16 protein-coding genes are annotated in these 17811 nt (G+C 73.5%); 5 read left to right on the top strand and 11 right to left on the bottom strand.

Annotated elements, in window-relative coordinates; genetic code table 11:
* Window positions 1-38 precede the first annotated feature (38 nt).
* Together uriT and uriH are read right to left on the bottom strand one after the other, a co-directional pair.
* A complete protein-coding gene (uriT, locus tag MUU72_RS00820) occupies window positions 39-1475 on the bottom strand; it encodes a uridine transporter UriT (RefSeq protein ID WP_248011095.1) in 1437 nt (478 codons plus the stop codon).
* On the bottom strand, window positions 1472-2419 hold the full coding sequence (uriH, locus tag MUU72_RS00815) for a uridine-preferring nucleoside hydrolase UriH (RefSeq protein ID WP_248011094.1): 948 nt from the start codon (window positions 2417-2419) through the stop codon (window positions 1472-1474). The genes uriT and uriH overlap by 4 nt, the downstream gene beginning before the upstream one ends.
* A gap of 337 nt (window positions 2420-2756) precedes the next feature.
* On the opposite strand from uriH, the gene MUU72_RS00810 reads away from it, so the two are divergent.
* The 3 genes from MUU72_RS00810 to MUU72_RS00800 all read left to right on the top strand — a co-directional run bounded on the left by MUU72_RS00810 (window position 2757) and on the right by MUU72_RS00800 (window position 5511).
* Window positions 2757-3785 (top strand): LacI family DNA-binding transcriptional regulator, encoded by a 1029-nt coding sequence (locus MUU72_RS00810; protein ID WP_248011093.1) that lies wholly within the window; start codon window positions 2757-2759, stop codon window positions 3783-3785.
* An 84-nt stretch (window positions 3786-3869) separates the two neighbouring features.
* Window positions 3870-4385, top strand: coding sequence for a lytic polysaccharide monooxygenase auxiliary activity family 9 protein (locus MUU72_RS00805; protein ID WP_248011092.1), 516 nt, complete (start codon window positions 3870-3872; stop codon window positions 4383-4385).
* A 178-nt stretch (window positions 4386-4563) separates the two neighbouring features.
* On the top strand, window positions 4564-5511 hold the full coding sequence (locus MUU72_RS00800; protein ID WP_248011091.1) for a DUF1444 domain-containing protein: 948 nt from the start codon (window positions 4564-4566) through the stop codon (window positions 5509-5511).
* 159 nt (window positions 5512-5670) lie between these two features.
* Here the strand turns inward: MUU72_RS00800 and MUU72_RS00795 are convergent, their stop codons facing one another.
* The 4 genes from MUU72_RS00795 to MUU72_RS00780 all read right to left on the bottom strand — a co-directional run bounded on the left by MUU72_RS00795 (window position 5671) and on the right by MUU72_RS00780 (window position 9251).
* Window positions 5671-6084 (bottom strand): DUF779 domain-containing protein, encoded by a 414-nt coding sequence (locus MUU72_RS00795; protein ID WP_248011090.1) that lies wholly within the window; start codon window positions 6082-6084, stop codon window positions 5671-5673.
* Between the two features lie 119 nt (window positions 6085-6203).
* Window positions 6204-7124 carry an aminoglycoside phosphotransferase family protein gene (locus tag MUU72_RS00790; protein ID WP_248011089.1) on the bottom strand — a complete coding sequence of 307 codons (921 nt, stop codon included), beginning with the start codon at window positions 7122-7124 and terminating at the stop codon, window positions 6204-6206.
* Between the two features lie 231 nt (window positions 7125-7355).
* Window positions 7356-8093, bottom strand: coding sequence for an HAD family hydrolase (locus MUU72_RS00785; RefSeq protein ID WP_248011088.1), 738 nt, complete (start codon window positions 8091-8093; stop codon window positions 7356-7358).
* 228 nt (window positions 8094-8321) lie between these two features.
* Window positions 8322-9251 carry a ScbA/BarX family gamma-butyrolactone biosynthesis protein gene (locus tag MUU72_RS00780; RefSeq protein WP_248011087.1) on the bottom strand — a complete coding sequence of 310 codons (930 nt, stop codon included), beginning with the start codon at window positions 9249-9251 and terminating at the stop codon, window positions 8322-8324.
* A gap of 99 nt (window positions 9252-9350) precedes the next feature.
* Between MUU72_RS00780 and MUU72_RS00775 the strand changes: the two genes are divergently transcribed.
* Window positions 9351-10034, top strand: a complete 684-nt coding sequence (locus tag MUU72_RS00775) for a ScbR family autoregulator-binding transcription factor (RefSeq protein WP_372502919.1) — start codon at window positions 9351-9353, stop codon at window positions 10032-10034.
* A gap of 24 nt (window positions 10035-10058) precedes the next feature.
* Here MUU72_RS00775 and polX read toward each other — a convergent pair whose 3' ends face one another.
* Complete coding sequence (gene polX, locus MUU72_RS00770) at window positions 10059-11789, bottom strand: DNA polymerase/3'-5' exonuclease PolX (protein WP_248011086.1); 1731 nt, start codon at window positions 11787-11789, stop codon at window positions 10059-10061.
* Between the two features lie 204 nt (window positions 11790-11993).
* Entirely contained in the window at window positions 11994-12755 is a 762-nt protein-coding gene (locus tag MUU72_RS00765; protein WP_248011085.1) for a pirin family protein, read from the bottom strand.
* 232 nt (window positions 12756-12987) lie between these two features.
* Here MUU72_RS00765 and MUU72_RS00760 point away from each other — a divergent pair, with 232 nt between their 5' ends.
* Window positions 12988-13968, top strand: coding sequence for a pirin family protein (locus tag MUU72_RS00760; protein ID WP_248011084.1), 981 nt, complete (start codon window positions 12988-12990; stop codon window positions 13966-13968).
* 92 nt (window positions 13969-14060) lie between these two features.
* Here MUU72_RS00760 and MUU72_RS00755 read toward each other — a convergent pair whose 3' ends face one another.
* The 3 genes from MUU72_RS00755 to MUU72_RS00745 form a co-directional block, all read right to left on the bottom strand.
* On the bottom strand, window positions 14061-15965 hold the full coding sequence (locus MUU72_RS00755; protein ID WP_248011083.1) for a glycoside hydrolase family 5 protein: 1905 nt from the start codon (window positions 15963-15965) through the stop codon (window positions 14061-14063).
* Between the two features lie 228 nt (window positions 15966-16193).
* Entirely contained in the window at window positions 16194-16826 is a 633-nt protein-coding gene (locus MUU72_RS00750; protein WP_248011082.1) for a hypothetical protein, read from the bottom strand.
* 97 nt (window positions 16827-16923) lie between these two features.
* Entirely contained in the window at window positions 16924-17586 is a 663-nt protein-coding gene (locus tag MUU72_RS00745; RefSeq protein ID WP_248011081.1) for a GOLPH3/VPS74 family protein, read from the bottom strand.
* Window positions 17587-17811: the final 225 nt, after the last annotated feature.

The raw sequence follows: 17811 nt of genomic DNA, 5'->3' as shown, positions 1-17811 counted from the left end.
GGCGGGCGGCGGGTCGGTCGGTGCGGCGCCGGGCCAGGTCAGTCCTGCGCCTCGGCGGCCACCGGCTTCGGGATCAGGAACGACGCGGCGATCGCCAGCGCCAGGATCACCACACCCGCGATCAGGCCCGCGGTGTAGCCGCCGGCCGAGGCCGGGTCGGCGGGCGTCAGCGCGGTCTTGACCGCATACAGCGCCGCGAAGCTCAGCCCCGCGCCGAGGTTGAAGGCGCCCGCGTTCAGACCGGGCAGGAAGCCGGGGTTCTCGCCGGGGGAGAGGACGATGCCGAGCCCGTTGAGGACGATGTTGGCCACGCCCGCGTACGTGATGCCGACCAGCAGCGAGGTCACCAGCAGCAGCACGTGCGACTGGCTGTGCATGGTCAGCAGCATCAGCACCACCGACCCCACGGACCCGAAGAGCCCCAGCCGCAGGACCCGGCCGTAGCCGAAGGTCGCGGCCAGCCGGCCGGCCACCGGGCCCATGGCGAGACCCGCCAGCGCGTACGGCGACAGCGTCCACCACGCGGACTGCTCGGCGGACATCCCCAGGCCCGCCCGGGCGTCCTGGGCGAAGGCCGGGATCAGGCCGTTCATCACGGCGAACACACCGGTCATGGTCAGCACCGTGGTCAGCAGCAGCGACCAGGTGGCGCGCTGCTTGAGGTGCCGGGTGGCCACCAGCGGGTGCCGGCTGCGGTCCTCGGTCCGCCAGAACAGCGCGAACGCGCCGGCCGCCAGCACGAGCAGGACGGCGATCAGCGCCCAGTTGGCGGCCGCGAGCTTGCCCGCCTCGTTGAGGGCGATGAGCAGCGCGCCGACCGAGACGACCAGCAGCGCGACGCCCGGCCAGTCCATCCGGGACGCCGCCTGCGCCGTGGATTCCGGGGTCAGCGTGGCCACCAGGCAGGTCGCCACGGCGGCGACCACCGCCATCGCCCAGAACACCGACTGGAAGCCGTGGTGGTCGGCGAGGTAGCCGCCGGCCAGCGAGTCGACACCGGCGATCCCGCCGTTCACGGCGGTGATCACGCCCAGCAGCGTGCCGTACTTCTTCGGCTCCTTGACCTCGACCCGCAGCATGATCAGGCACAGCGGGACCACCGGTCCGCTGACGCCCTGGATGATCCGCCCGGCGAACAGCATCGGGATGCCGGTCGCCAGCGCCGCGACGACGCAGCCGACCGCCATCAGGGCGAGCATCCCGGCCAGCACCCGGCGCCGGCCGAGCACATCGCCCAGCCGGGGCAGGAACAGTGAGAACAGCGCCGCGGAGGTGAAGAACGCGGTCTGGGTCATGCCCACCTCGGCGGAGCTGGCACCGAGCGAGTCCTCGATGCTCTTCAGCGCCGGGCTGAGCATGCTGGCGTTCAGCTGGAAGGCGAAACAGGCCGTGAGCAGCGCCGTGACCAGCACGCCGATCCGGACGCCGGACCCGCCGCCGGGGAGGGTGGTACGCGGTGCGGTGGAGACGTTCATGCCCGGCCTTCGCCGATCCGCTCCAGGGCGTCCACCACGAGGTTCCAGAACCGCTCGTGGTCGAGCTCGACCGCGACCTGGGTGTGGCAGTCGGCGGGCGCCGGTGCGCGGAAGTCGGTCACCGTCATGCCCAGCGTCAGCGCGCCGCGCAGCTCTATGTCCACCGGCGCCTTGCGGACGGTCATCACGTCCGGGTCGATCACGTACGCGACCGCGCACGGGTCGTGCACCGGCGGGAACTCGAAGCCCTGGTTCTCCCGGTACGCCTCGCGGAAGAAGTCGAGCAGCTCCAGCACGAACCTCGACGGCCCGGTGCCCAGCGCGGCGATCCGCGCCTCGACTTCGGGGGTGGCCAGCGCCTGGTGGGTGAGGTCCAGGCCGACCATGGTGACCGGCCACTTCTCGTTGAAGACGATGTGCGCGGCCTCGGGGTCGATGATGATGTTGAACTCGGCGACCGCACTCCAGTTGCCCTCGTGGTAGCCGCCGCCCATCAGGACGACCTCGCGCACCCGCTCGGCGATCCGGGGCTCCTTGCGCACGGCCATCGCGATGTTGGTCAGGCCGGCCGTCGGGACGAGGGTGATCTCGCCCGGCTCGTGGGACATCACGGTGTCGATGATCAGGTCGACCGCGTGCCGGGGGTCCAGCTCGAAGGCGGGCTCGGGCAGCTCGGGCCCGTCGAGGCCGGTCTCGCCGTGGATGTCCGGAGCGGTCTCGATGGACCGGACCAGCGGCCGCGGGTTGCCCGCGGCGAACGGCACACCGGTGATGCCGGCGATGGCCGCCACCGACAGCGCGTTGCGGGTCACCTTCTCCAGCGTCTGGTTCCCGACCACGGTCGTCACGGCGACCAGCTCCACGTCGGGATTGCCGTGGGCCAGGAGCATGGCGATCGCGTCGTCATGCCCCGGGTCGCAGTCGAGGATGATCTTTCTGGCCAACGGGAGAGCCCCTTTGCTCTGCGGGACGGTCAAGCGGGGTGAACTCGATCTCCGGTGCGTCCCGACCAGGGGCGCGGCGTCAGCCGCTCCGGTGGAGCCGGTGCGGGCACCGGGGGCTGCTACCCAGGGAAAACGTTCTCCGGAAATTTCGCCCATCCCGCGCGGAGATGTCAATGAAATGTCAAGGAAGTGTGAGCCAGGCGACCTGCTCAGCTGCTGGTACCGACGGCACGGAACTGGTACGTCTGTGCACGGGCGGTGATAACGTTTGCCGCCATCGTTCCGGGACGGCGCCGTCCGAGCGGCCCGCCGCCCCGTAGTGGAAGGGCACGCCGCCGTGGCCGAAGTGACCTTGCGGGACGTCGCGCGGGCGGCGGGCTGCTCCGTCGCCACCGTCTCCCGGGTGCTGGCCGGCACCCGCCCGGTCGGCGCCGAGACCGCCCGTGCCGTACGCGAGGCGGCGGAGCGCCTGGGCTACCGCCCCAACGAGGTCGCCCGCGCCCTGCGCAGCCGCTCCACCGGCACCGTCGGCCTGGTCCTCCCGCAGATCACCAACCCCTTCTTCCCCACCCTCGTACGGGAGTTGGAGCACGCGCTGCACGCCGCGGGCCGGGCCGTGCTGCTCGCCGACTGCGACGACGACCCGGCGACCGAGGCCGCCCGGATCGGCGCGCTGCTCGGCCGCCGGGTGGACGCCCTGCTGCTGATCCCGGTCGACGAGCGGCGCAGCCGGGAGGCGGTGGCCGCCGCCGCGGCGCGGGTGCCGCTGGTGCTGCTGGACCGCGGCTGCGGCCCCGGTGTCGCCGACTCGGTCGCGGTCGACAACGCCGCCGGCATGGCCCTCGTGCTGGACCACCTGGCCGCCACCGGCCGCCGCCGCCCCTGCTTCATCGGCGCGGCCGGGACCGCCTCGGCGGCGGCCGAGCGGCGCGCGGCCTACGCGGCGGGCGCGGCCGCCCTGGACCCGGCCGCGCCGGAACGCGCGGTGCTCGGCGACTTCTCGGTGGAGTGGGGCCGGGCCGCCGTCGACCGCCTCTGGCCCGCCCGGCCGGACGCCGTGGTGTGCGCCAACGACCTGATCGCGGCCGGTGCGCTGCAACGCCTGCGGCAACTCGGCGCGGAGGTCCCCGGGGACGTCGCGGTCACCGGCTTCGACGACATCCCGCTGGCCGGGCTCGCCGATCCGGCGCTCACCACCGTCCGCCAGCCGGTCGCCGAACTCGCCGCCGAGGCCGCGCGGTTGCTGGTGCGCCGTCCGGCAGGCGCGCCGGTGCCCGGCCCCCGCCGCCCGGTCCGCACGGTGCGGCTCGCCCCGGAACTGGTGGTCCGGGCGTCCAGTGCCCCCGGTACGCGTCCGACCTCTTGACGGTACGCGGTCAGCACGTTAAGTCTAGACCAATCCCCTCGGTACACCCTCGCGTCATCCACCCCCCTACGCGAAAGGGTTGACATGAACAAGAAAAGAAGGCTGGCCCTCGCCATCGGCGCCGGCATCGCCCCCCTCCTCGTGGTCAGCCTGCCGGCCGGCCCGGCCAGCGCGCACGGCTACGTCTCCTCCCCGCCCAGCCGGCAGGCCCAGTGCGCGGCCGGCACCGTCAACTGCGGCCCCATCAAGTGGGAGCCGCAGAGCGTCGAAGGGCCCAAGGGCCTGACCAGTTGCAGCGGCGGCAACAGCCAGTTCGCCGACCTCGACGACGACGCCAAGGGCTGGAAGGTCACCCCGATCAGCAGCACCCAGACCTTCACCTGGCGCTTCACGGCCCGGCACGCCACCAGCAACTGGCAGTACTTCGCCAACGGGCAGAAGGTCGCCGAGATCAGCGGCGGCGGCAAGCAGCCCCCGGCCGAGGTCTCGCACACCGTCAACTTCGGCGGCATCAAGGGCAAGCAGAAGATCCTGGCGGTCTGGAACATCGCCGACACCGCCAACGCCTTCTACGCCTGCATCGACGTCACCATCAACTGACCGGACCGCACCCCCGCACCGGCCTTCCCCCTTCCCCCTCTCCGCTCACCTCCGCTCACCGGCACCACCCGTCGCCCCGCGGCCCGTCCCCGGCCGCGGGGCGGCGCCGCGGTCAGGGCCACCCGTTACCATCGGCGCATTCAAGGGCCGATGCGGCCGGCCGCAGCCGGGAGGAAGAATGGGTCTGTTCCGCCGAGGACCGAAGCGGGATCCCCGCGACCTCGCACGCGACGAGGAGTTCAGCTTCTTCTCCGAACGCGAGGGGCGGGTCTTCAGATCCCAGGTCCGGCAGGCGTTCGCCGAGCGCGGCCTGGAGGTCACCGCGTACGCCGGGGTGGTCACCGACTCCGCCGGCCGCCAGTTCGGCCTGGGCAATCTGGCCGCCGTCTGCCACCGCGACCGGCGCGGCGAGCGCAGCTGGCCCGCCCTGATCCGCGACCACGTCGGCAAGGTGCTGCGCACCATGGACGGCCCGCAGCCGCTGGAGATCCTCTCCCAGGACGAGATCCGCGCCTGCCTCTACCCCCGCATCGTCGCCCAGGAGACGCTGCCCGCCTCCGACTCCTTCCGCTACGGCCGCCAGCCGGCCCCCGGGCTGCGCGAAGTGCTCGCCCTGGACCTGCCCGAGGCGGTGCAGATGCTCAGCGAGGACTCGCTCGCCGACCTCGGCGACGTCGCCGAACTCCGCATCCGGGCGATGAACAACCTCCGCGCCCTGCCCGTCGAAGGGCACGAGACGGTGCGGCGCGGCGACGGCTCGGCGTTCGAGGTGCTGCTCGGCGACTCCTTCTTCACGGCCAGCCGCGTCCTGGTCCTGGAGGACCTCGTCGAGCGCCTGCTGGGCACCGGCCTCACCCCGGACGGCGCCCTGGTCGCCCTGCCCTTCCGCCACCAGCTGGCCTTCCACCGCATCCAGGACGCCCAGGTCATCCCGGCGCTCCAGTCGATGGCGCAGTTCGCGGCGGCCGGCCACGAGGACGCGGCGGGCGCGATCAGCCCCCGGGTCTACTGGTGGCGCCGCGGAATGATGACCCCGCTGAGCGAACCGGACGGCGACGGCCTGCGGGTGGTGGTGGACCGCGAGTTCCAGGAACTCCTGGAACGGCTGGTCCAGGACGAACCGTAAGGGGCGCGGGCTCCCGGGCGCGTCCGGGCCGGCGGAAAAAATTTCCGCGGATTCCGCGCCGACCGGGAACCCCGGCGCTCCGCCGCCCGTTGTTCCCGGTGAGGCCCCGCGTTCTCCCCCGTGCGCGGGGCCTCACCCATGCCGCCGCGGGACCGCCGCTCAGCCGCCGAGCCGCACCCGCTCCTCCTCGGTCAGGAGCCGCGAGCGGATCAGGAAGCGCACCCCGTCCGGCGCCTCCAGCGAGAAGCCGCTGCCCCGCCCCGGTACGACGTCCACCGTCAGATGGGTGTGCCGCCAGCGGGCGAACTGCTCGGCCGACATCCAGAAGTCCACCGGCTCCGGCACCCCGGCCACCGCCAGCCGTGCCAGCAGCACGTCCGACGCGCCGGTCCGGAACTCCCCGGCGGGATAGCACATCGGCGCGCTCCCGTCGCAGCAGCCGCCGGACTGATGGAACATCAGCGGCCCGTGCCGGGCGCGCAGCGACCGCAGCAGTGCGGCGGCCGCATCGGTCAGCGCGATCCGCGCGGCGTCCGGTGGGGAGCCGGTGCCCGGTGCGCCGGTGTCGTCCATGTGCTGCCCCTTCCTCGGCCGGCCGCGGCGGGCCCGGTGCCCGCGCCGGGCGGGGGAGTGCCCCGCCCGGCAGCATGGCAGACCGCCGCCGCGCCGCGGAACCCGGCCGCGGCCGTCCGTCACCGGCTCAGCAGCGCCTCCGCGATGGCCACCTGGGCCGGGTCCAGGGCGGTGCTGCCGTCCTCGGCGTCCCACACCGCGTTCTGGAGGACGCGCCCGAGCGTCCAGCCGGTGGCCCGGGCCCGGTCCAGGCCGACCGCCTCGGTGAGCAGGTCGAAGCGGCGCAGCACCGCCCGCCGCACGTCGCCGGTGGCCACCACCTCCGCCCAGCGGTTGTCCAGGGCCGGCAGCAGCTCGAAACCGGGGTCGCCGGCCAGGGGTTCGGGATCGATGGCCAGCCACGGCTCGCGCTCCCCGGCCAGCACGTTGTCGTAGTGCAGGTCCCAGTGCAGCAGCCGGTCCCCGCTCTCGCCCAGCAGTTCGGCCACCGCGGCGGCGCAGGTGCGCACCAGCCGCCGCTCGTCCGGGTCGTGGAGCGCCCGGGCGGCCCGCGGCGCCCGGGCGAGCAGGTCGGCGGCGACGTCGGCGAGGTGCCGCAGGCCCGGCGGGGCGGGCACCGCCACCAGCCGGGCCAGCAGCCCGGCCAGGATCTCCAGCGCCGCGGTGGCGTCGGGCAGCGAGGACAGCGGGCGCCGGGCGTCGAGCCGTTCGAGCAGCTGGGTGGTGGTCGCCTCGTCGTGGTCGAGCAGGCGCACGATGCCGTCGCCGCACCAGGCCCGCAGCCCGGCGGTGGCGCCCGTGGTCTCCTCCCTGGCCCGCTGGAGCTTGAGCACGGCCGGGGTGCCGTCCGCGCGCCGTACGGGCAGCACGAGCGAGGCCATGCCGTAGCGGGCGGGGCCGTCCGGCCGCAGCGCCCAGCGGTCGAGGAACTCCGCGCCGAGCGCGGGGAGTCCGGCGAGCCAGGCGCGCTCGGCGGCACCGTGCGCGCCGTAGGACGCGGCGAACGCGTCCGGCACGTCGATCGGGGACGACGTGGTCATGAGGGGGTACTCCTTCGTGGTCCGGATCCGGATGCGGTACGGGTGACGAAGGAGGGGGCGGGGGTGCCCGGGCTGCGGGCCGGCGTCAGAGCATGCCGCCACCCTAACGCGGCCCGCCGGCCGGTGCCCGGGCCCCGGCGGCCCGCACCCCGTAGCGGTGACCGCCGCCCGGACCGACCGCGCGGCCCGGGCGGAGCAACGTTCCGGCACGGGGCGTGGGTTACCGGCCGCTCAGGCCGCGCCGCTGCCGTTGCGGTGGCTGTTGCCGGCGGGCCCGGGGCCGCCGCCCTGGGCGGGGATCCGGGCACCGGCCCAGCCCTGCACGGCCGGTTCGGCGAGCGACCGCACCCACCAGTCGGCGGGGGCGGCCTCCCGGCCGCTGGGCCGCGGGCCGACGCCGATCACCCGCAGTCCGGCCGCCGCGGCGGCCTGGATGCCGCACTGCGAGTCCTCGACGGCCAGCGCGCGGTCCGGTGTGACCCCGCAGAGCCGGGCCGCGGTGAGATAGACGTCCGGATGGGGTTTGGGTCTCGTGGTGTCGTCCGGCACCACGATGTGGCCGAAGAACTGCCGCAGCCCGGCCATGTCCAGGCAGGACTCGACGACCTCCAGCGGGCAGTTGCTGGCCACCGCCAGCGGCGCGAACCGCGCGGCGCTGCGGACCAGTTCGGGGGCGCCCGGCATGGTGGCCGGATCCGCCGCGACCAGCCGGCGGAAGCGGTCGAGCAGGGCGTCGGTGAGTTCGTCGGCCAGCTCGGGGCGGCCGGCCGCGTCGGCCATCAGCCGTCCGCAGGCGGTGTAGTGCAGCCCTCTGGCCTGCTCGGCGAAGCCGGGGGCGGGGGTGCAGCCGTATTCGCGCAGTACCGCGTCACGGGCGTCCACCCAGTGGCGTTCGGTGTCCATCAACGTGCCGTCGCAGTCGAAGACCACGGCGTCTGGGGTCCAGGAAAGGATGCGATGTGCGGTCATCCGAGGTTCCGTTCCGATGGGCCCGGAGGGCGGCGGTGTGACCGGGTCGCCTCGGGGGCGTGTCCGCGTCGGTGCACGGCCGCGGCAGCGGGCTGAAGGGTTCCCGGCGGAGGGCGGCTCCCGACAGGGGAGACCAAGGCGCGCTCGGCGTCGGAAAATAACGATCGTTACGTTACGGACGGCAACGCGCCAGGGTCAATAGAGTCATAAATGTCCATATTTTATGTTCTATGGGTAGCTGAGGGTGCCGTAGGCCGTTGGTGTGCCGTCCTGGACCACCCGGAACACGCAGGTCGTGTGGTGGCGGGTGCACAGCACACGCGCCGACGGCGCGAGTTCGGTGAACCGCACCGCCTTCAGCCGCCCGGCGCGCGGCCGGGCCAGCGCGCCCCCGCTGCGGTACGCCGCCGCCTGCCGCGCCGCCTCCAGCAGCACCATGCCGGGCACGTGGTCCGAGGGGTGGTCGAAGAGGAACGGGTGCAGCGGATCGGCCGGCGCGACCAGCAGCCCGCCGCCGTCCTCGGCCAGTACCGCGTCCTGCGGGTGGTTCACGGTCAGCGCGGCGGCCGGCGGACGGTACGCCCCGGTCCGGGTGCGGCACGGCTCCGCCGGCCCCGCGCCCCGGCCCCGGAGCGCGGCGTAGCCCGCCCCGTCCACGAACCGCACCCCGCCCCCGCCCTGCCCGAAGACCGCCCCCCGGGCCGTGAACGAGACGTCCAGCCGCAGGCCGGTGACGGTGCCGCCGGGTGCGCGGCGGACCCCGCCGACCCGCGCCCGGCAGGTGACCTCGGTCGCCCCAGGCCCGGCCGCCGGCTCCCGCTCGGGCGCCAGGCGGAAGTACAGGTCGGTGATGATCGCGTGGCACGCCGCCGGGACCCCGTGGAACCGCAGCGGGATGTACAGGCCCAACTGGCGCAGGGTCTCCACCAGGACCAGCGGACTGTGCCGCTGCGACCCGTCCCGGGGGAAGGTCGCATGGGCGCGGGGCCAGGCCGCGGCCGCCTCGAAGACGTCCGCGCAGCCCGCCGCGGGCCGGACGTCGGTGAGGAGGACCTCCGCCACGGAGGACCGGTGGACCAGCTCCCGCTCGACGGTTCGGGACCGGTCCAGCGGTCCGCTCGTTCCGGCCGTGCCGGTGGATGACGGTGACGTACTCATATGACCAGGGAATATCGAAATTCGAACAGGCGCACCCGTGAATTGGCGGCGGCCGGGCACGGTACATTTCCAGCAGAGGGCAGGGAAACGACATCCGAGGTGCACGTGCAGATCCGGGCGAAGACCACGCGCAGATTCCTGCTGGAAGCGGCCGCAACCCTGTTCGACGAACGGGGCTATGCCGGGACGAGCATCAGCGATATCAGCGCGCATTCCGGCCGCACCAGCGGCGCGATCTATTTCCATTACGCCAGCAAGGAGAAGCTCGCCCTGGCCATCGTGGAGGAGCATTTCGCCACCTGGCCGCAGTTGATCAGCCGTTACCGCGAGCCCGGGGTGCCCGCCCTGGAAAAGCTCGTCGGGCTGAGTTTCGAGGTGGCCCGGGCGTTCCGCGACGACATCGTGGTCCGGGCCGGGGCGCGCCTCTGGGCGGAGCGCAAGGCCATCGAGACGCAGCTCCCGACCCCGTTCCTCGGCTGGATCGAGGCCGTCACCCAACTGCTGGAGGAGGCCGCCCGCAACGGCGAACTCGCCGCCGGCGTACCGCCCGCCGCCACCGCGCACGGCATCGTCTGCGCCTTCTTCGGCCTGCACACCGTCTCCGACGCCCTGGAGGGCCGGCGCAACATCGAGGAGCACCTCGACGACCTGTGGCGGCTGCTGCTCCGCGGCCTACAGGCCGAACCGGACCCGGCGGCGCTGCTCGACCGGGTGCACCGCCGCGCCCGCGCCGCGGAGCCCGTCCCGGCAGCGGCCCCGGTACCGGCCCCCGAACCGGCGTGACCGGCGGCGGGCCCGGCCCGCCGCTCAGCCCCGCCGTCCGCCGCGCAGGAACCGCCGCAGCCGGGTCAGCGGCCAGGTGTTGAGGACGTCGTCCGCGGTCAGCCAGCCGCGCTGCGCGGTGCCCACGCCGTACCGCAGATAGGGCAGATGGGTGGTGGAATGCGCGTCGGAGTTCACCGCGAAGGTCACCCCGTGGCGCTTGGCGCGCAGGATGTCCTCGTCGCACAGGTCCAGCCGCTCGGGATGCGCGTTGATTTCCAGCGCGGTCCCGGTGCGCGCGCACGCGGCGAACACCTCGTCGAAATCCGCGTCGATCCCCGGCCGTTTGCCGATCAGCCGGGTCGTGGGGTGGCCGATGATCGACACGTGCGGATTCTCGCAGGCGCGGACCAGCCGCCTGGTCAGTTCCCGGCGGCTCTGGTTGAAGTGCGAATGCACCGACGCCACGCACAGGTCGAATTCCGCCAGGAACGCGTCGGGCCAGTCCAGTTCGCCGTCCGGCCCGATGTTCAGCTCGGTGCCGTGCAGCAGCCGCATCCGGCCGAACCGCCCGTCCAGCGCGCGCACGTCGGCCCGCTGCGCGAGCATCTTCTCGTCGGTCATGCGCTGCATGGCGAGGTTGGGCGCGTGGTCGGTGACCGCGTAGTACCGGTAGCCCCGGTCGGCGGCCGCGGCGACCATGTCGGCCAGGGAGGACAGACCGTCGGTGAGGTCGGTGTGGGTGTGCAGATCGCCCCGGATGTCGTCCTCGGTGACCAGCTCGGGCAGTTCACCGCGGAGCGCGGCGGCGATCTCGCCGCGGTCCTCCCGCAGCGGCGGCGGGATCCACGGCAGCCCGAGCCGGGCGTAGACGTCCTCCTCGGTCCGCGAGGCCACCAGCTCCCCGCTCTCGCTGTCGAACAGCCCGTACTCGGACAGCTTCAGCCCCTGGCGGACCGCGATCGCCCGGGTGCGGATGTTGTGCCCCTTGGACCCGGTGAAGTACTGGAGCCCCGCGCCCCAGGAGCCCGGCGGCAGGACCCGCAGGTCCACCTGGAGCCCTTTGGTCGTACGGACCGAGGTCTTCTTCTCCCCGTGCGCGATCACCTCCGCGGTGGCCGGCAGCTCCGCCAGCGCCGCCATGAACGGCGCCGACCGCTCCGCCGCCACCAGGATGTCGATGTCCCCGATCGTCTCCCGCATCCGCCGCAGCGACCCCGCGTAGCAGCACCGCTCGCACCCGGTGATGCCGGCCAGCTCGGCGGTGATCTGCTCGGCCACGTCCATCGCCGCGTTGAGCAGGATCCGCCCGCCGCCCGCCCGCTGGAGCAGCGCGATCCCGTGCAGGATGTTCGCCTCGGTCTTCTCCCCGAACCCCTTCAGATCCCGCAGCCGCTCCTCGTGGACGGCGTCCAGCAGCTGGTCCACCGAGGCGATGCCCAGCTCCTCGTAGAGCACCATCGCCTTCCTCGGCCCCAGGGTGGGGATGGTGATCAGCTCCCGCACCCCCGCCGGGATCATCGCCCGGGTCTCCTCGATCACCGACACCCGGCCGGACCGCAGGTACTCCGCCACCTTCTCCGCGATCGACGCCCCGACGTGCGGGATCTCCCGCAGCCCCGCGGCATCGAGCCGCGCCACATCGGCCGGATGCCCCCCGATGGCCCGCGCCGCCTTCTCGTACGCCCGCGCCTTGAAGGCATCGCCCCCACTGATCGCGATGAGGTCGGCGTACTCCTGGAGCAGCGCCTCGACCTCCTCATTGACACGCCCCATACCTCCCAGGGTGCCTCGGGGGAGGAGCGGGGGCATGCGGGGGAGGGGCGCGCCGCGACCGGTCCTCGGCTGCGGTCCGGCACGCGGCGCGCCCCGCAGCCCCCGGTCGCCTCCCCCCCCCAACGGGAGCGCGGGCGCGCCGCTTTCACGGTGCCGGCGGGCCCCCGGCCCCGAGGCGGCCCGCTACCCCCGCCCCCGCTTCCCTCAGCGCATCGCCACAGCGGCCGTCATCTCCCACATCAGGACCTCCGCGCCGTCCGGGCCCGCGGTCAGGCGCTGGCCCTCGGCGTGCGTGAGGCGACCGGCGTCCCCCGTGGCCAGCGGCCCGACGCCTTCCAGCTCGACGCTGCCCCGGGCGACGAAGAGGTGCGCGAACGGAGCGGTCGCGATCTGGAGCGTCTCCCCGGGACGCATCCGGCTGACGTGCAGTGCCGCGTGCTTCTGGCGGATGCCGATCGCCCGCCGCCCGGTGTCCCGGGACATCCCGGAGGCCAGGGTGGTCCAGCCGCCGCGGGCGAGTTCGTCGTTGATGTCGAGCTGCTCGTAGCCCGGGCGGATACCGGCCTCGTCGGGGATGACCCACATCTGGAGGAAGTGGACCGGGTCCTGGTGCTCGGGCCGGCCGGTGAGGGTCCAGGAGTCGTTCTTCTCGCTGTGCAGGATGCCGGTGCCGGCGCTCATCCGCTGGGCCAGGCCCGGGTAGATCACGCCGTTGTGCCCCTCGGAGTCCTGGTGGACGAGGCTGCCGTCGAGCACCCAGGTGACGATCTCCATGTCCCGGTGCGGATGGGTGTCGAAGCCGGTACCCGGCGCGACGATGTCGTCGTTGGAGACCAGCAGCAGCCCGAAGTGGGTGTTGTCGGGGTCCCAGTGCCGGGAGAACGAGAAGGAGTGGTGGGAGTCCAGCCAGCCGGCCCGGGTGTGGAAGCGCTCGTCGGCGCGCCGGATGTCGAGGGTCGAAGCCATGGTGTGCGTCCCTTCACGCTGGCGTCGGGTTGGTTGAATCGTAAACTAAAGCCGGGAGGGGAGTATTCCCGGACCAGGGGAGGGCATGAACGGGCTGGTCGGCCCGGGTGCGCCCGCCCCGCTCACCGGGACGCGCGGTGAGCGATACTGCTCCCGCGAGTCCCTCGAATCTCTTGAATCTCTTGACTCCCCCGGGCGATCGAGCTGCTGGGTGAAAGGCGGTGGGCGTGCCATGAGCAACGTCGAGGCGGATCCGGCCGAAGTGCGCTGCGCGGCGCAGGCGGACGAGGTGCGCGGCGCCGCCGCCCCGCGGGTGGAGGTCCTCGCCCCGCGGAAGGTGCCGCTGGGCGGGCCGCGCGCGATGACCGTGCGGCGCACCCTGCCGCAGCGGAACCGGTCCCTGATCGGCGCGTGGTGCTTCGCCGACCACTACGGGCCGGACGATGTCGCGGCCACCGGCGGCATGGACGTGGCCCCCCACCCGCACACCGGGTTGCAGACCGTGAGCTGGCTGTTCAGCGGGGAGATCGAGCACCGCGACAGCCTCGGCAGCCATGCCTTCGTGCGGCCCGGTGAGCTGAACCTGATGACCGGCGGACACGGCATCGCGCACTCCGAGGTGTCCACCCCGCGGACCACCGTCCTGCACGGCGTGCAGCTGTGGGTGGCGCTGCCGGAAGAGCACCGCGGCACGGACCGGGACTTCCAGCACCACGTGCCCGAGCCCGTCCGCCTGCCCGGGGCCGAGCTGAGGGTCTTCCTCGGCTCGCTGGCCGGCGCCCGCTCCCCGGTGCGCACGTTCACGCCCCTCCTCGGCGCCGAGGTGCTCCTCGCGCCGCACGCCTCCCTCACCCTCGGCCTCGATGCGGCCTTCGAGCACGGTCTGCTGCTCGACACCGGTTCGGTCCGGGTGGCCGGCACGGCGCTCGCGCCGGCCGAACTGGGGTACGTCCACCCCGGCGCCGACAGCCTCACGCTGACGAACACCTCGGCGGAGACCGCCCGCGCGATCCTCCTCGGCGGCGCACCGTTCGAGGAAGAGATCGTGATGTGGTGGAACTTCGTCGGACGGTCCCACGAGGACATCGTGACGGCGCGTGCCGACTGGATGACCGGGACCCGCTTCGGCGAGGTGCACGGCTACGACGGCGACCGGCTGCCGGCGCCCGAGCTGCCCTCGGTGGCCCTGCGCCCCCGGCGCCGACGCGGCTGACCTGCGGTTTCGCTACGGCGAGGACGCCGGCCGGCTGACCCGGCAGCCCCGGGGCAGGGCTGCCTCGGGCGCTGCCCCGGGGCCGGTGTCCGTCAGAGCTTGCGGCACAGGAGGGCGTCGGGTGTGCCGCCCTTGGCCCAGGCGTGGGTGAAGGCGAGGCCGGCCGCGAACTCGTCGGTGCGGCACTGGCCCTTGGCGGTGCCCTGGGCGAACTCGCCGCCCGGGGCCCCGGCCGGACGGTCGTCGCTCCGGTCGAACCAGACGGTACGGCCGTCCGTGCCCAGGGCGCGGCGCGCCTGGGCGCACAGGACTCCCGAGACCGCCTGGCCGCGCACGCTGTAGCCGATCATGAACTGGCCGGTCGCGCACTGGTACTTGGTGTAGCCGCGCGCCCAGTCGCCCTGCTGGACATGACGTTCGTCCTGCACGGTGCTCAGCGCCGCGTCGGGTCCGGCGAGCCCGGCGGCCCCGGCGTCGGTGCACAGGCCGCGCCCGTCGCGGTGCGCCAGGCCGATCAGGCGCTGGCCGTCGGGGCAGACCCCCTTGCGGGCTCCCGGATCCCAGTCCCCTTGCTTCCGCACCCGCGCCGACTGGACCGCGTCGGCGTGGTCGAGGTTCAGCATGTCCCAGGTGTCGGAGACGGCGATCCGCCCCGTCTTTTGGGGCGCGGCCACCAGGCGCTTCCAGTCGGCCGTGCGCCAGTCACCGCCGTCCAGGATGCCGGAACGCCGTCCGGCGGTGTCGTAGTTGATCAACGGCCACGTTCCGTGGCCGGCCCAACCGACCAGGGGCCAGAAGGCGAAGTCGGTGTCCTGGTCGATCAGGTAGTCCACGAAGGTGCCGAACCAGGCCCGGGCCTGTGGGTTCGTCTCGTCCCGGCCGATGCCGAACTCGCTGATCCACAGCGGCGCGGTGTAGTGGCGGCCGGCCTCGGTGACGTAGAACGCCTGGCGCCGGAGGGTCGCGAACAGGTCCTCGCGGGAGAGCTCCTGGTAGCGCGGGTCGTGGGTCTCGCCCATTCCGGTCGCGCCGGTGTGGTTCGGCCCGGTGTAGCCGTAGAAGTGCGCCGAGTACACCAGCTTGTTCGACGCGACGAGGGTGTGCGACAGGGTGCGTACCGGTTCGAGCGTCGGCCGCCAGTGGAACAGCCCGTCGGCCGGGATCCCCTGCCAGTTGATGCCTTCGACGACCACCAGCAGATCGGGATTGGCCTCCGTGAGCAGACGGTCGCCGAGGTGCTGGGAGGCGGCCCACCAGTCGTGGCTGTCGCCCCAGTTCCAGTTGGCGTCGTCGGTGACGGTGCGGCGCACCTCGTTGTAGAGATCAGCCCCGACGACGCGCTTGTCGGCCTTGTAGCGGCGGGCGAGCGAGATCCAGTCGTCCTCCCACTGCGCGGTGGACTGACTGGTGTTCCAGCGTTCGTTGCCGTCCAGCCCGCAGCAGAAACGCGAGGTGTTGGTGTGGTTGTTGAGTACCACCGCGAAGCCTTCCGCGGTGGTGGCGCCGACCACCGCGTCGAAGACCTGGAGCGGGGTCTTGCCGCGCAGTTGCGGGTTGGCGGCGACCGAGGAGTCCGGGACGGGGCGCTTGTCGTGCAGCATCTCGTTGGAGAACGGCAGCCGGATGCTGTTGATGCCGAGTGCGTGGAATCCGGCGAGGATCTTCGGTATCGGCGCGCGGTCGAGACCGAGCGGCATCTGGTCGGACTTCTCGCCGTCGTGGTGGTTGGCCGGGTCGGTGGGGTCTCCGGATCCGTTCCAGGAGCCCTGCGCGCCCTGCCAGTTGGCCGACATGAGCTTGAAGCGCTTGCCGTCGGCGTCGACGACGTAGCGGCCCCGGGTGCTGAGCGGCGGACGCCACGTATCGATGAGGGCTTGCGGCCGGCCGGCCGCCGCCGGGGCGGGCGGCGGGGCCGTCGACGCGGCTGCCGGGGGCGCGCCGAGCGCTCCCGGTAACAGTGCCCCGACGAGCACCGCCGGCAGCAGGAGTCTTCTCATGGGGTCCCTCCGGGATTCGTGGAGCGGAGCGTGCGGCCCGGGACTGCCTACCACGGATCAGCCGGTGACCGGGGGCAGCTGCCGAAAACGGCTGCATCTGCCGTATCCGCCGCGCCTGCCGCAGCTTCCGTGCCGCGCGGAGTCCGCCGGAGAACGCGCGGGCCGCGGCGCGGAGGCGCTCGGCTGCCGGACGGGGCCGGCGACTGCTGCGGTGGGCTCGTGCCGGGCCTACGAGGCATGCCGGGAGACCGCAGCGCCTCCCGGCCCCGCCTGCACCTCCGCCGCGGCGCGGTCGGCCAGGTCCTCCCACGGGCGCGGAGCGAGGACCGGCACGCCGGCCGCCCGCGCCTGTGCGGCGAGCCACCGGCCGTACCGCACGCTGACGCGTGCGCGGTGGCGCTGCGGTCCGGACTCCGGCTCCCGGCGCAGGTAGTTGGCCGCCACCTGCGCCTCGTCGTCCTCGTGCAGGAAGACGGCCCGGACCGGGCCCGCGAGCGATGCCGGTCCGGGCAGGACGTAGTCGCCTTCCAGGATCACCGGGGTGTCGGTGCCCACATGGTTGGCCACCACCGCCTCGATCGCCGGCGCCAGCGCCCGGGCGATCGCGATCTGCCGCTCGACCACCGACTCGGGTGCCTGGTGGGCGGCCTCGGGGTGCGTGCGCCAGACGTGGACCTCCGGCAGATGCTCGGGCCGGGTGACGGCGAGGAGGGCCTCCACGAGGTCGTCGACCTCCACGACGGGGACGCCGTACCGTCGGGCCAACGCCCGGCCGACACCGGTCTTGCCCATCCCCGACGCGCCCCCGACGACGAGCACCCGCCAGTCGGGACGCCCCCGCACCTCATCCGCACCGTTCACGCAGGCAGCGTAACGGGGCGATCCCGGGTGCACGAAGTCCTCCGGTCCTCCAGCCGCTGACCCGCCCGAGGCCCGCCCGAGGCCGAGCGACGAGCCGCTAGCTTCCGGCCGAGACGCTGGCGGCCACGGCCACCGCGGCCACCGCCGCCTGCATGTCACGGATCGCGGCGCGCACCCCCTCCGCCGCCCACTGGCCGGCCGCGATCTCCGCCATCCGGCCGGCCACCTCCTTGCGCGGGGTGTCGGGGAACACCACGCGGTGCAGTTTGGCGGCGTGGAGCAGGGCGATGAGGCCCGCGGTGCGCTCGTCCGGGGCGGCGCCGTCCAGGACGACGGCCCGGAGCCGCTGCCGCACCTCGGTCTCGGGCGCCCCGTCGACCTCGGGATAGCGGCGCGTCGGGAAGAGCCCGAGCGCCCTGTGCTCCTGCTCGACGAGCACGCCGCGCGCACACAGGCTCTCCGTGGCCGCGCTCGCGGCCTTGTTCCGGTCCTTGGTCAGCCACTCCGTCACCCGGCGCTTCTCACGGTCGCGCAGCCAGGTGCCGAGCAGCGCCATGCGGTCGTCGAGCAGGCGCTCACCGGTCGGCGTCCGGTCCGTCAGTTTCAGGTACTTGCCCTCTACGGATGCCCTTCCGGCGAGGACCAGTTCGAGCAGGATCCCGCCCGCGACGGCCCAGCCCGCCGCCTGCCGCTGCTCCGGCACCCCGGACTCGCCGTCCAGGCACAGCAGCATGATTTCCTCGGCCAGCGTGACAGCCATCCGTGGTCCCCCAGAGGTCTCGTGAACGTCGCGGTCGGACGGTGAGACGCCGAGGGCGCCCCGCCCGGTTGCCCTGCCATCCGCCCGGTGGTGCGCTTCCCTGCCGGTGGGCGGACTGCCGCTGTCCTGCCGGCAGGACAGCATCCTCCGCACAGGAGTGGCGTGTTCTGGTTGACGTTCCCCAGCCCGCTGTATCACTTACGGTGATCTTGGGGATGCTCTGAG

It is taken from the genome of Streptomyces rhizoryzae (assembly GCF_023155275.1).
Taxonomy (GTDB): domain Bacteria; phylum Actinomycetota; class Actinomycetes; order Streptomycetales; family Streptomycetaceae; genus Streptomyces; species Streptomyces rhizoryzae.
The sequence above is the reverse complement of the archived record's forward strand: the minus strand, read 5'-3'. Positions and strand labels throughout refer to the sequence as shown.

What these genes read in the sequence shown, in the direction of transcription:
- uriT (WP_248011095.1), bottom strand. Translation starts at nt 1,475, where the DNA reads ATGAACGTCTCCACCGCACCGCGTACCACCCTCCCCGGCGGCGGGTCC.
- MUU72_RS00805 (WP_248011092.1), top strand. Translation starts at nt 3,870, where the DNA reads ATGAACAAGAAAAGAAGGCTGGCCCTCGCCATCGGCGCCGGCATCGCC.
- MUU72_RS00800 (WP_248011091.1), top strand. Translation starts at nt 4,564, where the DNA reads ATGGGTCTGTTCCGCCGAGGACCGAAGCGGGATCCCCGCGACCTCGCA.
- MUU72_RS00795 (WP_248011090.1), bottom strand. Translation starts at nt 6,084, where the DNA reads ATGGACGACACCGGCGCACCGGGCACCGGCTCCCCACCGGACGCCGCG.
- MUU72_RS00790 (WP_248011089.1), bottom strand. Translation starts at nt 7,124, where the DNA reads ATGACCACGTCGTCCCCGATCGACGTGCCGGACGCGTTCGCCGCGTCC.
- MUU72_RS00785 (WP_248011088.1), bottom strand. Translation starts at nt 8,093, where the DNA reads ATGACCGCACATCGCATCCTTTCCTGGACCCCAGACGCCGTGGTCTTC.
- MUU72_RS00780 (WP_248011087.1), bottom strand. Translation starts at nt 9,251, where the DNA reads ATGAGTACGTCACCGTCATCCACCGGCACGGCCGGAACGAGCGGACCG.
- polX (WP_248011086.1), bottom strand. Translation starts at nt 11,789, where the DNA reads ATGGGGCGTGTCAATGAGGAGGTCGAGGCGCTGCTCCAGGAGTACGCC.
- MUU72_RS00765 (WP_248011085.1), bottom strand. Translation starts at nt 12,755, where the DNA reads ATGGCTTCGACCCTCGACATCCGGCGCGCCGACGAGCGCTTCCACACC.
- MUU72_RS00760 (WP_248011084.1), top strand. Translation starts at nt 12,988, where the DNA reads ATGAGCAACGTCGAGGCGGATCCGGCCGAAGTGCGCTGCGCGGCGCAG.
- MUU72_RS00755 (WP_248011083.1), bottom strand. Translation starts at nt 15,965, where the DNA reads ATGAGAAGACTCCTGCTGCCGGCGGTGCTCGTCGGGGCACTGTTACCG.
- MUU72_RS00745 (WP_248011081.1), bottom strand. Translation starts at nt 17,586, where the DNA reads ATGGCTGTCACGCTGGCCGAGGAAATCATGCTGCTGTGCCTGGACGGC.